The organism is Dyadobacter linearis (assembly GCF_907165045.1).
Classification (GTDB): Bacteria; Bacteroidota; Bacteroidia; order Cytophagales; family Spirosomataceae; genus Dyadobacter; species Dyadobacter linearis.
Genome location: NZ_CAJRAU010000003.1, coordinates 729,201 through 744,369 on the forward strand (window position 1 = coordinate 729,201; position 15,169 = coordinate 744,369).

Below are 15,169 nucleotides of genomic sequence, written 5' to 3' on the forward strand. Positions count from 1 at the left end.
GATCATTATATGGCTTTTGAAGCCTTGACCGATACAACTACGCTGACCGCAAAACGGTATTACTCCGGTTTTGAGCGGGCGCACGATACTTATAATGCGATTTCCGCGGCCAGCGACGGGAAGATTTACTATGTACTTTCTTCTGATAACCACGAGATCGGCGGACAAATGTTTGCATTCGATCCCGACACCGACCAGGTTTCTTTCATTGCCGATCTGACGGAAGTTTGTGGCGAAAAAGACCTGAATGCGATTCCGCAGGGAAAAAGTCACGTGCGCTTTTATGAAAGAAATGGCAAGCTGTATTTCTCAACGCACGTCGGTTTTTACCAACTAATTGACGGAATGGACAGGCTGCCCGAAACGCCACCGGCGGGTTACGGACTTTATCCCGGCGGACATTTTCTGTCCTATGATCTGAAAACGGGTGAGTTTGAAGATCTGGCGATTGTACCGACTGGAGAAGGAATGGTTTCGATGACAATGGATCGCGAGCGCGGGCATTTGTACGGGATTACGTGGCCGCATGGAAATTTCATTCATTTTGATCTGGATCAAAACCGCCTGAAAAATCTGGGGCCGATTTCTGGTGATGGGGAAGCAGGAACGCCGGGCGACGATTTCCGCTCACTTTGCAGGTCACTTTTTGTGGACGCAGAGTTGGGCGATGTGTATTTCTCGGTGGCTGAGGGTGATATTTTTACCTATAATCCAGAAGTAGGAGCCGTCAGGAAGTTGCAGAATGTGGACTTGCGCCTTGATTATTTTGGCAAATATGATCCTACCCGGCCAGGCAGTATGTCGTACAACTGGCGGAAGATATTTTGGCATCCGGAAGAAAAAGTGGCGTACGGCGTACACGGTAACTCGGGTTATCTATTTCGTTTTGATCCAAGAAAAGAGCAGATCGAGATCGTGGAGCGCATTACTTCCACTCCTTCGAAAAGGAGCGGGATGTTTGATCAGTTCAGCTACGGGTACCTCGGTTTTCAGCTCGGCCCCGATCAGGAAACGATTTATTACCTCACCGGCGGGCCGATTTACGTCGATGGAAAACGCTTGAAAGGTGAAAGCCAGATTGCGAAGGGCGCGGCGAAAGGTTTGGAAAACCTGCACTTGATCACCTTCCACATTCCGTCCCAAACTTACATTGACCACGGTCCTGTCTTTTACGAAGACGGCGAGCGGCCCACTTATGTCAATTCGATTGCAGTGGGCGCGAATGGCGATGTTTACACGCTTGCCCGTTTTGAACACAATGGAAAAACGATCCAGGATCTTGTCAAAATACCTAATCCATTTACCAAAAACTGAAACGCGCATTGCTGCCAATTACCAGTATGAATTGTGTTTCAATGCTTTTTTTATCTGATACTATTAAACCTGACCATTATGTCAACCAATTCAAAAGATAGCAACACCAATGCATCTGCTGGCCTGTCGGGCGGCGATGAGAACAGACGGGATTTTATAAAGAAATCAATCACAGGAAGCGCCTTGCTGGCATTCGGCGGCGTTTTACCTGGTTTTTCCCCAAAAAGTTACGCGAAAATCATCGGCGCCAATGAGAAAGTGCGGGTGGGTATGATGGGCGTGAATAGCCGCGGGCTTGCATTGTCTTCCAATTACGCTTTACAGCCCAATTGCGAGGTCGTTTCCATCTCTGATGTAGACTCGCGTGCTGCTGAAAAGGCGATCAGTACCGTTTCAGAAATCTCAAAAAGCAAACCAGCGAACGTACCTGATTTCAGAAAAGCGCTGGAAAATAAGGATATGGACGCGCTGGTAGTTGCGGCTCCCGATCACTGGCATGCGCCCGCAGCGATACTGGCTTCGAAAGCTGGCAAGCACGTGTACCTCGAAAAACCTTGCAGCCACAACCCGCACGAAGGCGAGCTGCTGATCGCGGCTGCGAAGAAATACAAGAATATCATTCAAATGGGCAACCAGCGCCGCTCGTGGCCGAATGTGGCTGGCGCGATAAAGGCAATTCACGAGGGCGTGATTGGTCGGGTTTACTTTGCAAAAGGCTGGTATACCAACAACCGCGCGTCGATCGGAATCGGGAAGGAAGTGGCTGTGCCTTCGTGGCTTGACTACGATTTGTGGCAGGGGCCGGCGCCGCGCAAAGCTTATAAAGATAATGTAGTGCATTACAACTGGCACTGGTTCTGGAACTGGGGCACGGGCGAGGCACTCAACAATGGTACCCACATGCTGGATTTAATGCGTTGGGGCTTGCAGGTTGACTATCCAACACGCGTAACTTCCTCAGGCGGCCGCTACCGCTACAAAGACGATTGGGAAACGCCGGATACACAGGTTATCAACCTCGAATTTGCCAATAACACCGCGATGACGTGGGAAGGCAGGAGCTGCAACGGTCGCACGATCGAAGGCGCGAGCGTGGGAGTTGTGTTTTATGGAGATAATGGTTCGCTGCAAATAGGCGAAGGCAACACTTACCAGATTTTCGACCTGAAAAACAAGCTGGTAAAAGAAGCGAAAAACGATTTCGTAATCGACCCGCTCAATAAAATGAACCCATCGCAAGGACTCGATGCACTGCACATTCAGAACTTCTTTAACGGTATCAAAAAAGGCACTGCATTGAATGCAGAAATCGTCGGCGGACACCAAAGTACATTGCTCGCGCAGCTGGGGAATATCGCGATACGTACGGGAGATACATTGAATATTGATCCTACTAATGGGCATATTAAAGGGAATAAGGCTGCTGAGAAATTCTGGAAACGGGAATACCAGAAAGGCTGGGAGCCGACGGTTTAGAATGATTAAATGATTGAATGATTGAATGATTGAATGATTGAATGAGTGAATGAGTGAGTTTCTGTTAATTCTAATTCATTACTAAAATCAACTAATCAATCATTAGATCACAATAAGTAACAATAAAAAAGGCTAAGCCGCAGGCAAAAGCCAAACAAAAAAATCAATTGCCGGCGACTTCAGTCGCCGGAACAAAAGATATGAAAACAGGAGCAATGGCAATTAAAGTGGAAGATCTTTCCAGGAGAGAGACAACTATCTCGATTTTTCTGATCGGGGTGATGTTTTTCATTTTCGGATTCATTTCCTGGGTGAATTCCATCCTTATTCCTTATTTCAAAATCGCCTGCGAGCTCACCAGTTTCCAGGCTTATCTGGTCGCATTTGCATTTTACATTGCCTATTTCGTGATGTCGGTACCTTCCTCCTTTTTGTTGAAAAAGGTTGGTTTCAAGAAGGGTATGATGTTCGGTTTCTGGGCGATGGCGCTGGGTGCATTCATTTTTGTACCGGCTGCACTAACGCGGACTTACGAGATTTTTCTGCTCGGTCTATTTACGATCGGTATTGGACTCGCTATTCTGCAAACTGCTGCTAATCCGTACATTACGATTTTGGGAGCCAAAGAAAGAGCGGCTCAGCGGATCAGTATGATGGGGATTTGCAATAAAGCGGCGGGGATACTTTCTCCTATTGTTTTTGCTGCGGTTATCCTGAAACCTACTGATACCGATCTTTTTGCACAGCTCAGTTCGATGACCGATCTTGAAAGAAGTACGGCTTTGGACGAGCTGATCCGCCGGGTGATCAATCCTTATATTGCGCTGGGTACTTTTCTGTTTGTGCTGGGGATCCTGGTTTTCAAATCGCCTTTGCCGGAGATTGACACCGAGCATGAAAGTCAGGAAATTGCTACTGCCAATGCGGGTAAAACGAGCATTTTCCAATTCCCGCACCTGATCCTTGGCGCACTGGCGATCTTCCTGCATGTAGGAACGCAGGTGATCGCAATCGATACCATTATTGGTTATGCCAATTCAATGGGCATTGATCTGCTGGAAGCGAAGGTTTTTCCTTCCTATACGCTGTTTTGTACGATTTGCGGGTACCTGATCGGGATCACATTGATTCCGAAATTTATCAGTCAGGTGAATGCATTGCGCGTTTGCACGGTTCTCGGAACTGTCTTTTCACTACTCATTATTTTCACAAAAGGCCAGGTTAACTTCCTCGGTCACGAAGCTGACATATCGATCTGGTTTGTGGTTTTGCTCGGTTTGGCCAACTCGCTCGTTTGGGCCGGAATATGGCCGCTGGCACTCGACGACCTCGGCCGTTTCACCAAACTAGGCGCCTCGATCATGATCATGGGACTATGCGGAAACGCGATCATGCCCCTTTTCTATGGCTACTTCGCCGATCAGTTTGACGTGCGGCAGGCGTACTGGGTATTGATTCCTTGTTATTTGTACCTGGTGTTTTATGCGGTGAAGGGGCATCGGTTTAGGAGGTGGAGTTAGGGAATGATTGAATGATTGAATGACTGAATGAGTGAATAACTTTTGTCACCCTGAGCGCAGTCCAAGGGAAGGCGACCTTTGTCAACCTGAGCGGAGTCGAAGGGCGCTACTCACGAGCAGTAACGTGCTTCGACTCCGCTCAGCATGACAATACAAGAAGCAATGTGACATACAACTAAAAACAAATGAAACTTAAAATCATAAACGGCACACTTCTAACTCCTTACCGCTACATCCGCAATGGGACTATATTGATTGAGAATGGAATCATTGTTGGGATTGAGGCTCGGGATGTGGATTTTCCGGATGCGGAGGTGATCGACGCTGGTGGACATTATGTGGCGCCTGGCTTCATTGACATTCACATTCACGGTGGTGGCGGCCATGATTTTATGGATGGGAGTGTGGAGGCGTTTTTGGGGATTGCGGAAACGCATGCGAAATATGGTACTACTGCTTTGGTACCGACCACTTTGACGAGTGAAAAGGCTGATTTGCTGGAAACTTTAGATCTGTATGAAAAAGCGAATGCATTGAATGCAAACGGTGCGCAGTTTCTCGGGATGCATTTGGAAGGTCCCTATTTTGCATTGAGCCAGCGGGGTGCCCAGGACCCGCGTTATATCCGGAATCCTGATCCGGCGGAGTATGAGGCAGTACTCGCCTACTCTTCGTCGATCACGCGATGGAGTGCGGCGCCGGAGTTGCCGGGGGCTATTGATTTTGGTAAAAGATTAAGACAAAAAGGCATTCTGGCAGCAGTGGCGCATACTGACGCTATTTACGAGGAGGTTTTGGATGCATTTGAAAATGGTTATACCCTGGCCACGCATTTGTATTCGGCGATGTCGGGTGTGACGCGGCGGAATGCATTTAGATATGCGGGGACCATTGAAAGTGCTTTTTTGCTGGATATGGATGTGGAGATTATCGCCGACGGGGTGCATTTGCCTGCGCCGCTTTTAAAGCTGATCTATAAAATAAAAGGAGCCGATCGCATTGCATTGATTACCGACGCCATGCGCGCCGCCGGAATGCCCGAAGGAGAAAGTACGCTGGGTTCGCTCAAAAACGGGTTGAAAGTAATCGTGGAAGACGGCGTGGCCAAGCTGCCCGATCGTACTTCGTTTGCAGGAAGTGTTTCCACAGCCGACAGACTGGTGCGGACGATGGTACAAATCGCAGACGTTTCGCTGCTCGACGCGGTGAGAATGGCGAGTTTGACACCTGCGAGAATCATGGGAGTTGACCAGCGAAAAGGCTCCCTAGTGGCTGGGAAAGATGCTGATATTGTGATTTTTGACCAAAATATATCAGTACAAAAAACCATCGTGAAAGGAAAAGTAATTTACAATAACGCTATATAAGTATTAAAAACACGAAAGATGAAAGTCGACAATTTGGAAATACAGATCTTCAATACAAGACAGGAAATGGGTGCAAATGCAGCGCAGGCTGTGGCCGACAAGATCCGTGAATTGCAGGATTCAAAAGAGTTCATCAATATCATTTTTGCCTCCGCGCCTTCGCAAAACGAGTTTTTGGAAGTTTTGAAAGAAGAAAAAGGGATTGCCTGGGAGAAGATCAATGCATTTCACATGGACGAATATGTGGGTATCCCGGCCGATGCACCACAGAATTTCGGCAACTTTCTGAAAGTGCGGTTATTCGATTTCAAACCATTGAATTCTGTCAATTACCTCGACGGAAATGCGGCTGATCTTGATGCGGAATGTGCACGCTACACGCAGTTATTACTCGATAACCCGACTGATATCGTTTGTCTGGGAATTGGTGAAAACGGGCATTTGGCATTTAATGATCCGCACGTGGCGTTTTTTGATGATCCTTTGGTGGTAAAGCAGGTTGAGCTCGACGATGCTTGCCGCCAGCAGCAGGTTAATGATGCATGCTTTGATTCTTTCGACGAGGTACCGGCCACTGCATTGACGCTCACGATCCCTACTTTGATGAAGGCGACTTATGCGTTTTGCATTGTTCCGGGAGAGAAAAAGGCGGAGGCGATTGCCCATACCGTTGAGGAAGATGTTCAGGAATTGTACCCGTCGACGATCCTGCGCACCCACCCGAATGCAATTCTTTTTATCGATAAAGCGAGTTCAGGGATGCTCAAAGAAATTTCGTCTTACAGTCAGGCATAGTTTCGTTTTGGGACTATCTTGCACCTGTTACATCAACCCATTCAAATGAGAAAACAACTCTTGACTACCGCTTTATTGAGCGCAATGGCATTAAATCAGGCATGTAATACGAAAAAGGAAGAGGCTAAGGATGAGACGTCGAAAAAACCGTTGAGCCTGATCGTGGTGGAGCCCGGTCACTTCCACGCGGCGCTTGTTCAGAAATCCATGTACGCAGATGTTGACTCTGTGGTGCATGTGTATGCGTCCGAAGGTCCGGATGTGAAAGCTTACCTGGACAAGGTTGAGAAGTACAACACCCGCGCCGAGGATCCTACGAAATGGAAAGAGGAAGTGTACACGGGCACCGATTTCATGGACAAAATGCTGTCTGAGAAAAAGGGTAACGTGGTGGTTTTGGCTGGAAATAACCAGAAGAAAACCGATTATATCAAACGTTCTGTGGACGCAGGTCTGAACGTGTTGGCCGACAAACCAATGGCGATCGACGCAGCTGGTTTTGACAAGCTGAAAGAAGCTTTTGCGAGTGCGGATAAAAATAAGGTGTTGCTTTATGATATCATGACGGAGCGTTATGAGATCACCAATGCCTTGCAGCGCGAGCTGGCTGCGGTTCCTGAGATTTTTGGAGAGTTACAAAAAGGAACTGCGTCTGACCCGGCTGTGATGAAGGAAAGTGTGCATCACTTTTTCAAATACATTTCCGGTGAGCCGCTTGTTCGTCCGACATGGTTTTTTGACGTGAACCAGCAAGGTGAAGGAATGGTGGATGTGACGACGCATTTGGTAGATCTGGTTCAATGGAGCGCTTTCCCGGATGTGACTCTGGATTATCAAAAAGATATGAAGCTGCTGAATGCAAAACGTACTGCGACACAACTTACGCCATCGCAATTCAAGCTGGTTACCAAAAGTGAAAAGTATCCTGACTTTTTGGGCAAAGATGTGAAAGACAGCCTTTTGAATGTGTATTCGAATGGAGAAATGACTTATACTTTGAAAGGTGTGCACGCGAAAGTTTCGGTACTATGGAATTTCCAGGCGCCGGAAGGAACAGGCGATACGCATTACTCGATCATGAAAGGTTCAAAGGCGAACTTGATTGTTCGTCAGGGTAAAGACCAGAAATACAAGCCGGTGCTTTACGTTGAAACCAAGGACAAAAGCAAAGCTTACGAAGACGCAGTTACAGCAGGTTTCAAAGCTGCCCAGGACAAATATCCTGGCATTGAATTGAAAAAGAATGCAGCGGGCTGGGAAGTAACAATCCCGCAAAAATACGACAACGGCCACGAAGCGCATTTTGCGCAGGTTGCGAATAAATATATGGAGTATTTGAAAGCGGGTAAGTTGCCAGAGTGGGAGGTACCGAATATTATTGCGAAGTACTGGCTGACAACGGAGGCGCTGAAGAGCGCGAAGAGGTAGGGCTGGCGATATTCCATGCCCTTGCCCTATGCCCGGTGCCCGTCGGTTGAAACCGACGGAAATGGATTTATTGGAGCGAGTAGCGCTGGACGCTGCTCGCTTTTTTTATGAATTAATCATGGACAAACGTCTGCCAGAAAGGTTTACACACTAGTTTTCAAGAGCAAGTTCTATTTCCTTCTTCCTCTTGCCACTCGTCAAATCCAAAATAGTTATTGTCTCTATCTCGAATTCTTCATCGTGGGCAGCGTAAATAGAAAACCAAATTCCCTCTTGAAAATCCCGATGAAAGGTTGTCATAATATCATGTTTCGGGAGATATAAGGAGTCTATATCAACCCCACGGAAAGCAACTTCTTCATCGACCAGATCATGTAAAAGTTCGCACTGGTTACCGATCGCGGCTACCCAACAGACATCCCTTGCAATAATCTTATTGATTACTTCGTCTAAATAGCGCCGTTCCCGATCATCACTCACAAGGATGCACAACCAATTCGAATTTGGCAACTGACTTGCCCAGTTCGTATACGTGTTATATTCAATTATATCGATTCGTCGGTTGTTTAGATGCAAATCTGGCATCTGCTTATAGTTTAGTGTGATATAAACTCCTACCTACCCTTCCCCCCCAAAAACGCAAAACCAACCTTCCCAAACAACCCCTTTCCAGCAACCCCGCTCATTTCATCGCTTCGTTTCGAAACCATCAGATCGTCCCTGTACTCTGCCGAAATCGTGAGTCTTGACCATTTGAGACCGGCTGAGGCTGATGCAACCGGCGCGACGCGCTGAAAGCCAAAGACATCTTTGACCACTATATCACCATAGGTGGTTTCGTGCTGAACGATCGAGAGGAAGATATTTCCGCCTAGTTTGCCTTCTACAAAAAACTTCAACCGACTCTCAGGATTCAGATAAAGCCGCATGCCAGCATCCGCCTCAACCCTGTGATGCAATTCTCTCGTATAGGATTGCGCCGCTGTTTGGCTGGGATAATAAAAAAGCTGCGGGTGAATTTTCTTCTGCGCGTAGCCCCCCTGCGCCAGCAGCGACAAGCGTGTATTCAGCGGCTTTTCAAAATAGAACCCCGCACCCCACGAGCGATTTGAAGAAAAGTTTAGGATTTCATCTCCATAGATTACTTCGGGCGCATAACTTTTATGATACCAATCGCGCCCAAACTCGCCCTGAATGCCGATTTCCCAACCTGCCACTTTCTGGGCTTTTGCGGAAAATGAAAGGCTAACAAGCGCCGCTGCCAAAATCGTAAAATACTTTTTCATATACATTTATTAAAATATGGCTAAACACATTGATTTTGAATGCTATATAATCAAAATTATTAAATAAAATCTTTTCCCGTCGGTTGAAACCGACGGCTATAGATGCTGGGGGTTGGAGCAGACTGACATAGATTACCAACCCAATCCATTCCCGCCGACTTCAGTCGATGGAACACTCTCAAAACCAATTCCAAATCACAACCAGTTACCCCACCATATTTCCATCCCGAACCCGCTCTACCACCTCAAAAAACTCCACCAATTCTTTAAAAGACCAAAAAGTATTGCTCAGCTCCGGCGTGTAACCTAAATCCTTCTGTGCGAGGATGTAGCCCCCGAACATATCCCAAACATGCATCCTCCAACGCTCAGGGGTGCTGCTGCTCAGCAATGTCTCTACCTCCCTACCATAAGCCAGCAAAACCGCCTCCGAAGGCTCGCTAATGTGTGTCCTTGTGTCCATTTGTTTGTTGGTTAATGTGTGAAACTAGCTTGTACCTCGTCACAAACCTCACATTCTCTCAAAACATACCCAACATTTGCAACTCGTGACTTACGCCGAAATGCATGTAACTTACCCAAAAATTTACCGCCGGATTTATATAAATTGCCTCTTTAACCAAACACCACTCCGCATGACACCCACTACCTCCAACCCGAAGATCCACGAGGGCCGCAACCTGAAACGCTTCCGCGAAATGCTCGGGATCAAACAAGATTTTCTCGCCTTCGAGCTCGGCGAAGAATGGAACCAGCAAAAGATTTCACTCCTAGAACAAAAAGAAAAGATCGATTCCGATATTTTGGAGCAGGTTTCGGCGATACTTAAAATCCCGGCTGAGGCGATTCGGAATTTTGATGAGGATCAAGCCATTAACATTATCTCCAATACATTCCACGATCAGGCATATCTTGGAAATCCGCATTCAACTTTCACCGTCAATTCAATTACCGAAATAAGAAGATTACACGATGAGAAAATGGAGCTTTATGAGCGGATGTTGAAGGAGAAGGATGAGATGATGGGGCGGTTGGAGCGGTTGATTGGGGGGAAATAATGTAAAATGTGGAACGGCTGGAAAAGTATCGAGCCGAAATTGAAACGCTTTGTGAAACTTACAAAGTAAAGAGCCTATATGCATTAGGGTCAGTTCTGACCAAAAAATCAGCGATGAGAGTTATATAGATTTAATCGTTAACTTCCTTAACACAGAAGTCGACCGTTAACTAAGTTATTCTTCCATAAGCTTGAATAATTCCAAGAGTTACTTATATTTTTATGCGAGTACTAACACTTCATTCGCATAAAAATATTATTACTACTCAGCGACTATATAAATGAGTAAATCAACCGCGATAGAGTTACCAGCAATCCCGAAAGACAAGGATTATGAAGATTATGTTTGTGCATTTATGCAAGCCGGAGGATTATATGTCGAGAGGAGTATTATCCACAGAGAGGTAGAGGAACTATTAGAACTTGATATACTAACTACGGACTTCCAGACTGATTCTGCCGCAAATAATCTAGTTGAAATTAAAGGTGGCGATTGGGGATTTAGTGACCTGTTCAAAATTTGTGGATGGATGACATATCTAAATTATGAGAAAGCATGCTTCATAGTGCAAAAGACTAGGCCTAGCATAACATTCTTTAGAGACAAAGCCAAAGAACTGAAAATCGATCTAATCGATAATTCGGATCTGTCTAACACTCACGAAACATTGCAATCATTTCTTCATATAAATCCAACCAAGGAAGATATAGAAACTATCCGCTTTTCATACCTATTGGAAAGGAAACAACTTGCACTTATAAAGAAATTGAAGAAAAGCGATCCTGCTATTGTTAGTTACCATCGGCTAGACGACTACTTTTACAAAATTAATTCTGGGTCATTCTTTGTTAGAAATCCGATAAAACGTATTAATCAGCTATTCAACTACTTTATAGAATATAGAAACATTACAGCAAAAATATGTCACGAGCTGAACGGAGGTGACTTTTATGATGATGAGATTGTAGACCTGTCAAAAAAATGTTTTGAAGAGACCTTCTATAATCCTTCAAATACTATTATACAAGTATCACTTTACATTGAGCATTTAGCGCGAGTTACCATTTTAAAATGCGCCATCGAGCATATCATAGAGAAATCAAAAGGTAATTATAACGCGACGGATATCACAAATATATTAAACTATCTATCCTTACCAGGAACAATTAAGTCGGGGTTATTAGAAATAAGTAACGATTCCTACTTTTTTCTTTATCCAAGATTCTGGCAGTTTTTCACATATGTATTTGGCGGATTTATACTAACAGATATTGAATCAAAAGAATACGCTCTACTTGCTAAAAAAACTGGCATTCCAGAAGCAGAAATTCCAAACGCATTTAACGCATTCAATAAATTATTTCCAAAACAAAATGGTTGGTTTTTTAAAATCCCAAATACCTCAATTAATTGGCACAATTTCTTCCCCATTGCTTTCTCTGGAATAGGAGCCAACTATCGTCGATTAATATATGTTAATGATCAAGACTATGACGAGCTTTTCAAAGGTTTATCTGGCAGCAAAACTTCCAGTGATTTGACAAAGTGGAATAATCTTGCATATAGTATATTAAAGTAATGCATGAAGAAAACTAATAATCAATATGAAACTTCAAAAAATTTCGACACAGGCCCTTATAGCTCTTAAAGATGCTCTTTCAAATATTTATTGGCGAAAAAAGGATTTAAGGCAGTTCTTAGAATTGACTATCGAAAATTCGCTAATCGTTTCCACTATCAATTGGGAGGAGAATGTTAAGTACGAAAGTATATCTCAACTCATTGACAGAATGAATGCTAGGCCAGATATTTATCAAAATGATCTGTTGAAATTACTTCAAGAGACATCCAATTTTCAAGATTTTAGTCATTTGAAATATTGGGATAAGAAAGGTGATATCATTGAACGAGCGAAGGAAAGTGTTAAAAAGCTGCGGCTTCAAACATCAGGATATTTTGACGCACTAAATGAGTTAAATATCGCAGCTGAGAAAAGGGCTGAAAATATTGAAAAAATTAAGCAGACGATATCATTTTCTGAAAAACTGAATGGACTAAAAGAAAAGTTTTTTAACATCGCAATGGAAACAAACCCTCAGAAAAGGGGCTTTGAATTAGAGAAACTTTTAAACGAATTGTTTCATCTTTTTGATTTACTACCGAAGGCATCCTTTAAAATCGTCGGCGAGCAAATAGATGGGTCATTCACATTCCAGAGTATTGATTATTTACTTGAAGCAAAATGGCAGAAATCTCTCGTAAATGCCGCTGACTTGTATGCGTTTGGGGGTAAAATTTCTGGAAAACTAAAAAACACCCTAGGTCTCTTCATCTCAATGGATGGATTTTCTTCCGAGTGTACCGAAACAAAAAGTCCAATAGCAAATTCTATGATTCTTATGGATGGTCAAGACCTAATGACTGTTCTGGATGGAAGAATGCGGCTTGATGATTTAATATTTATCAAACGGCGACATGCGTCAGATACCGGCGAAATATTTTACAGGACAACAGGAATTATATGATTATGCTTTTAGAAGATATTATTTCCAAATATAAAGGAACCGCCTATAAGTTATTTAAGTATAACGATAGCGAAGGAAACTCTATAAAAGTTGCATTTGTCTTTGATTCGCAGGCAGACTATCTAGACAAATACCTATCATTTTACAAAAGCTTACCTAATTTTACCGAACTAATTGTTTTGGCTTCTGATGGCACTTTTAAGGTAACGAACAATGGTATTGCGTATTTTATTAGGCACAATCATCAAGATGTCTTTGAAGATCGGAATGGAAACATTCGCGGAATATCCAAAAGCATTAGCCGCCAAGTTAGGAACAACCTGATTATGAGGATAAACGATTTGGCAAGTACAGGTAACTTTGATGAAATATTACAGATTGTTAACGAATGCAAAATTCCAGGATTTGGCGAATTGTCGGTTTATGATACATCTCTACGAATAGCATCATTTAGGAGCTTGGAGCCAGATAAAGTATATCTACATGCCGGTGCTAGGACTGGCTTTGAAATATTAGAAAGCAAAGGATATTTAAAAACTGGTATGTCTAGAAAAAAATATCTGCGTAAAGACGAATTGCCTATACAGTTTCAAGAAGGGCTAAAAATGTATGAAGTAGAAAATCTGGCTTGTTTGTATAAGGACGATTTCAAATTGTTAGAACCTCTACAGCTGAATCCTTAACATCACCGCCACGCCAACTCAACCCCTTCCCCCTTCAAAAACTCCTGAAACCCCGCCAACAACTCCTTCCTCTCCCGAACAACCCGCGGAGTAACATTTTTCCCAGAAGCAAACTTCACCAGCAACCCCACAGCCTCCCCGATGCTCCATTCTACCGGATGTAGTCGGTAGCAGCCGTTTGTGATGTGCGTGGTGCCAATGTTCTTGTTTGCGGGAAGCAGATTTTCCATGCGTATGGGGATGAGGGCGCCTAGTGGGATCTGGAATGGGAGGGATGCGAAATCTATGTAATTGTCGCCGGCGCTGCTCGGGTGTAGGTCGATGTGGTAGTAGCCTATTCCGACGCTGTCCGGGAAAGTGGCCGCGCTTTTACTGCCATTCGCTGCATTTGCCCTGTTTTCTGCTCCTACGTGTTCTTCTTTGATCGTGAATAGTGCCTTAATGCGGCGGGATTCGCGGACGTAGGGGTATTTGGCGAGGCCGTCTTCGGTGCCCATAATGTCTTTCCTGAGGCGGATGCCGCGCCAGCCTTTGCCGCCGTCGGGGCGTGGAGCTTCGGTTTGCAGCCAGTAGAGTAGCGAAAGGCTGAGCTGCTTGGCGCGGTCGACGTGCTTTTTGAAATCCTTTTCGCTGGTACCGATTAGGTTGCCGAGCATATAATCATTTTGCGGCCAGTTGACAATCGTAATGTCGCCTGCGTAAGTTCCGGGCACAAAGTTCTGGCGGCTGATGATGCGGCGGTACACCCAGAGGTTGAGTGCGTCACCAGTTTTAATGCCTTCCGGGTGGAAACCGAGTATTTTAGGTTCCAGCGTTTTGGGATTGGAATACGACAAGTCAAGCAGCCTGCCCGACCACGGTTTGTTCATCTTCGGAACATGGTTTTTCCAAAAATCATATTCGGCAGGCTTTTCGATCACGTGGTTTTCGCCCGGCTGGTAGTCGATCGCGAAGCACATCGTAAATGCCTGCACATTGTCGGGATTGCCTTTTTCAGGAGCGTGCAGCTCATTGGTTTCAGCTTTGGATTCGGTACCTGTGACGAACTCCGTGCCTGTCATCGGCAGCAAGTCACCTAACTCGGTAGCGTCCACAAAATAGGGAGCAGTCAATGTGAAATGCTTACCAGAGCGGCTACTTTTCACTTCCAGCGAAGTCACGCGGTTACCCTGCACTTCGGCGGACACAGCCTTGTGCTCAGTAAGTAAAGTCAATTTTCCGGTACTGAGGTAAGGGGCGAACATATCATTCAAAATCGCTACTGCAACCATAGGCTCGCAGCAAATGCGCGAAACTGCGCCATCGCCGGGATTGAGGTGCTTGCGGCTCTTGGCTTCGTCGGTAAGCGGGTAATTTTTGATATAGTACTCGCGGATCGCATTGCGGAAATCGCGGTAAGCCTTCGGAGCGCCGTGGGTTTCTATCCATTGATGCTCGTCGGGCGGCACGCCTTGCTGCGATATCTGTCCGCCGATCCAGTCGGTTTCTTCGGTGAGGATTACTGTAAGTCCATTTCGCAATGCAGCCAATGCAGCTGCACAGCCGCCAAGCCCACCACCTGCGATTACCAGGTCGGCTTTGAGGGTTTCTTTGGATTTGTCTTCACGCAAAAAAGGCCCGGACTTTGCAGCCGGACCTTCTGTTGTGGTATTGATTAATGCGCCTGTAACGGCGATGTTTGCTAGAAAATTTCTACGCTTCATATTTAAATAGTTCT

General features: G+C 45.1%; 14 protein-coding genes. 10 read left to right on the forward strand and 4 right to left on the reverse strand.

From position 1 onward, the window contains the following. Nucleotides 1-9 precede the first annotated feature (9 nt). From KOD92_RS13445 to KOD92_RS13470, 6 genes are all read left to right on the forward strand, one after another. Nucleotides 10-1,314 carry a hypothetical protein gene (locus tag KOD92_RS13445; RefSeq protein WP_215234084.1) on the forward strand — a complete coding sequence of 435 codons (1,305 nt, stop codon included), beginning with the start codon at nucleotides 10-12 and terminating at the stop codon, nucleotides 1,312-1,314. 78 nt (nucleotides 1,315-1,392) lie between these two features. Continuing rightward, nucleotides 1,393-2,790, forward strand: coding sequence for a Gfo/Idh/MocA family protein (locus KOD92_RS13450; protein WP_229254663.1), 1,398 nt, complete (start codon nucleotides 1,393-1,395; stop codon nucleotides 2,788-2,790). A gap of 200 nt (nucleotides 2,791-2,990) precedes the next feature. Beyond that, complete coding sequence (locus KOD92_RS13455; RefSeq protein ID WP_215234085.1) at nucleotides 2,991-4,310, forward strand: sugar MFS transporter; 1,320 nt, start codon at nucleotides 2,991-2,993, stop codon at nucleotides 4,308-4,310. 185 nt (nucleotides 4,311-4,495) lie between these two features. Then, nucleotides 4,496-5,677 carry an N-acetylglucosamine-6-phosphate deacetylase gene (gene nagA, locus KOD92_RS13460; RefSeq protein ID WP_215234086.1) on the forward strand — a complete coding sequence of 394 codons (1,182 nt, stop codon included), beginning with the start codon at nucleotides 4,496-4,498 and terminating at the stop codon, nucleotides 5,675-5,677. Between the two features lie 18 nt (nucleotides 5,678-5,695). Then, on the forward strand, nucleotides 5,696-6,472 hold the full coding sequence (locus KOD92_RS13465) for a glucosamine-6-phosphate deaminase (RefSeq protein ID WP_215234087.1): 777 nt from the start codon (nucleotides 5,696-5,698) through the stop codon (nucleotides 6,470-6,472). 45 nt (nucleotides 6,473-6,517) lie between these two features. Then, the gene (locus tag KOD92_RS13470; RefSeq protein WP_215234088.1) at nucleotides 6,518-7,900 is read left to right on the forward strand and encodes a putative oxidoreductase C-terminal domain-containing protein; all 1,383 of its coding nucleotides are present in this window, start codon (nucleotides 6,518-6,520) and stop codon (nucleotides 7,898-7,900) included. A gap of 150 nt (nucleotides 7,901-8,050) precedes the next feature. Here KOD92_RS13470 and KOD92_RS13475 read toward each other — a convergent pair whose 3' ends face one another. From KOD92_RS13475 to KOD92_RS13485, 3 genes are all read right to left on the reverse strand, one after another. Beyond that, nucleotides 8,051-8,485, reverse strand: coding sequence for a DUF7684 family protein (locus KOD92_RS13475; protein WP_215234089.1), 435 nt, complete (start codon nucleotides 8,483-8,485; stop codon nucleotides 8,051-8,053). Between the two features lie 29 nt (nucleotides 8,486-8,514). Next, nucleotides 8,515-9,186 (reverse strand): hypothetical protein, encoded by a 672-nt coding sequence (locus KOD92_RS13480; RefSeq protein ID WP_215234090.1) that lies wholly within the window; start codon nucleotides 9,184-9,186, stop codon nucleotides 8,515-8,517. Between the two features lie 205 nt (nucleotides 9,187-9,391). Further along, a complete protein-coding gene (locus KOD92_RS13485; protein ID WP_215234091.1) occupies nucleotides 9,392-9,649 on the reverse strand; it encodes a hypothetical protein in 258 nt (85 codons plus the stop codon). A 172-nt stretch (nucleotides 9,650-9,821) separates the two neighbouring features. Here KOD92_RS13485 and KOD92_RS13490 point away from each other — a divergent pair, with 172 nt between their 5' ends. The 4 genes from KOD92_RS13490 (at nucleotide 9,822) to KOD92_RS13505 (ending at nucleotide 13,452) form a co-directional block, all read left to right on the forward strand. Continuing rightward, the gene (locus KOD92_RS13490; protein ID WP_215234092.1) at nucleotides 9,822-10,244 is read left to right on the forward strand and encodes a helix-turn-helix domain-containing protein; all 423 of its coding nucleotides are present in this window, start codon (nucleotides 9,822-9,824) and stop codon (nucleotides 10,242-10,244) included. 280 nt (nucleotides 10,245-10,524) lie between these two features. Further along, nucleotides 10,525-11,823 carry a hypothetical protein gene (locus KOD92_RS13495; protein ID WP_215234093.1) on the forward strand — a complete coding sequence of 433 codons (1,299 nt, stop codon included), beginning with the start codon at nucleotides 10,525-10,527 and terminating at the stop codon, nucleotides 11,821-11,823. A gap of 25 nt (nucleotides 11,824-11,848) precedes the next feature. Continuing rightward, nucleotides 11,849-12,769 carry a restriction endonuclease gene (locus KOD92_RS13500; protein ID WP_215234094.1) on the forward strand — a complete coding sequence of 307 codons (921 nt, stop codon included), beginning with the start codon at nucleotides 11,849-11,851 and terminating at the stop codon, nucleotides 12,767-12,769. Then, complete coding sequence (locus tag KOD92_RS13505) at nucleotides 12,766-13,452, forward strand: hypothetical protein (RefSeq protein ID WP_215234095.1); 687 nt, start codon at nucleotides 12,766-12,768, stop codon at nucleotides 13,450-13,452. The genes KOD92_RS13500 and KOD92_RS13505 overlap by 4 nt, the downstream gene beginning before the upstream one ends. A gap of 2 nt (nucleotides 13,453-13,454) precedes the next feature. Here the strand turns inward: KOD92_RS13505 and KOD92_RS13510 are convergent, their stop codons facing one another. Further along, a complete protein-coding gene (locus tag KOD92_RS13510) occupies nucleotides 13,455-15,155 on the reverse strand; it encodes an FAD-dependent oxidoreductase (protein WP_215234096.1) in 1,701 nt (566 codons plus the stop codon). Between the last annotated feature and the right edge of the window lie 14 nt (nucleotides 15,156-15,169).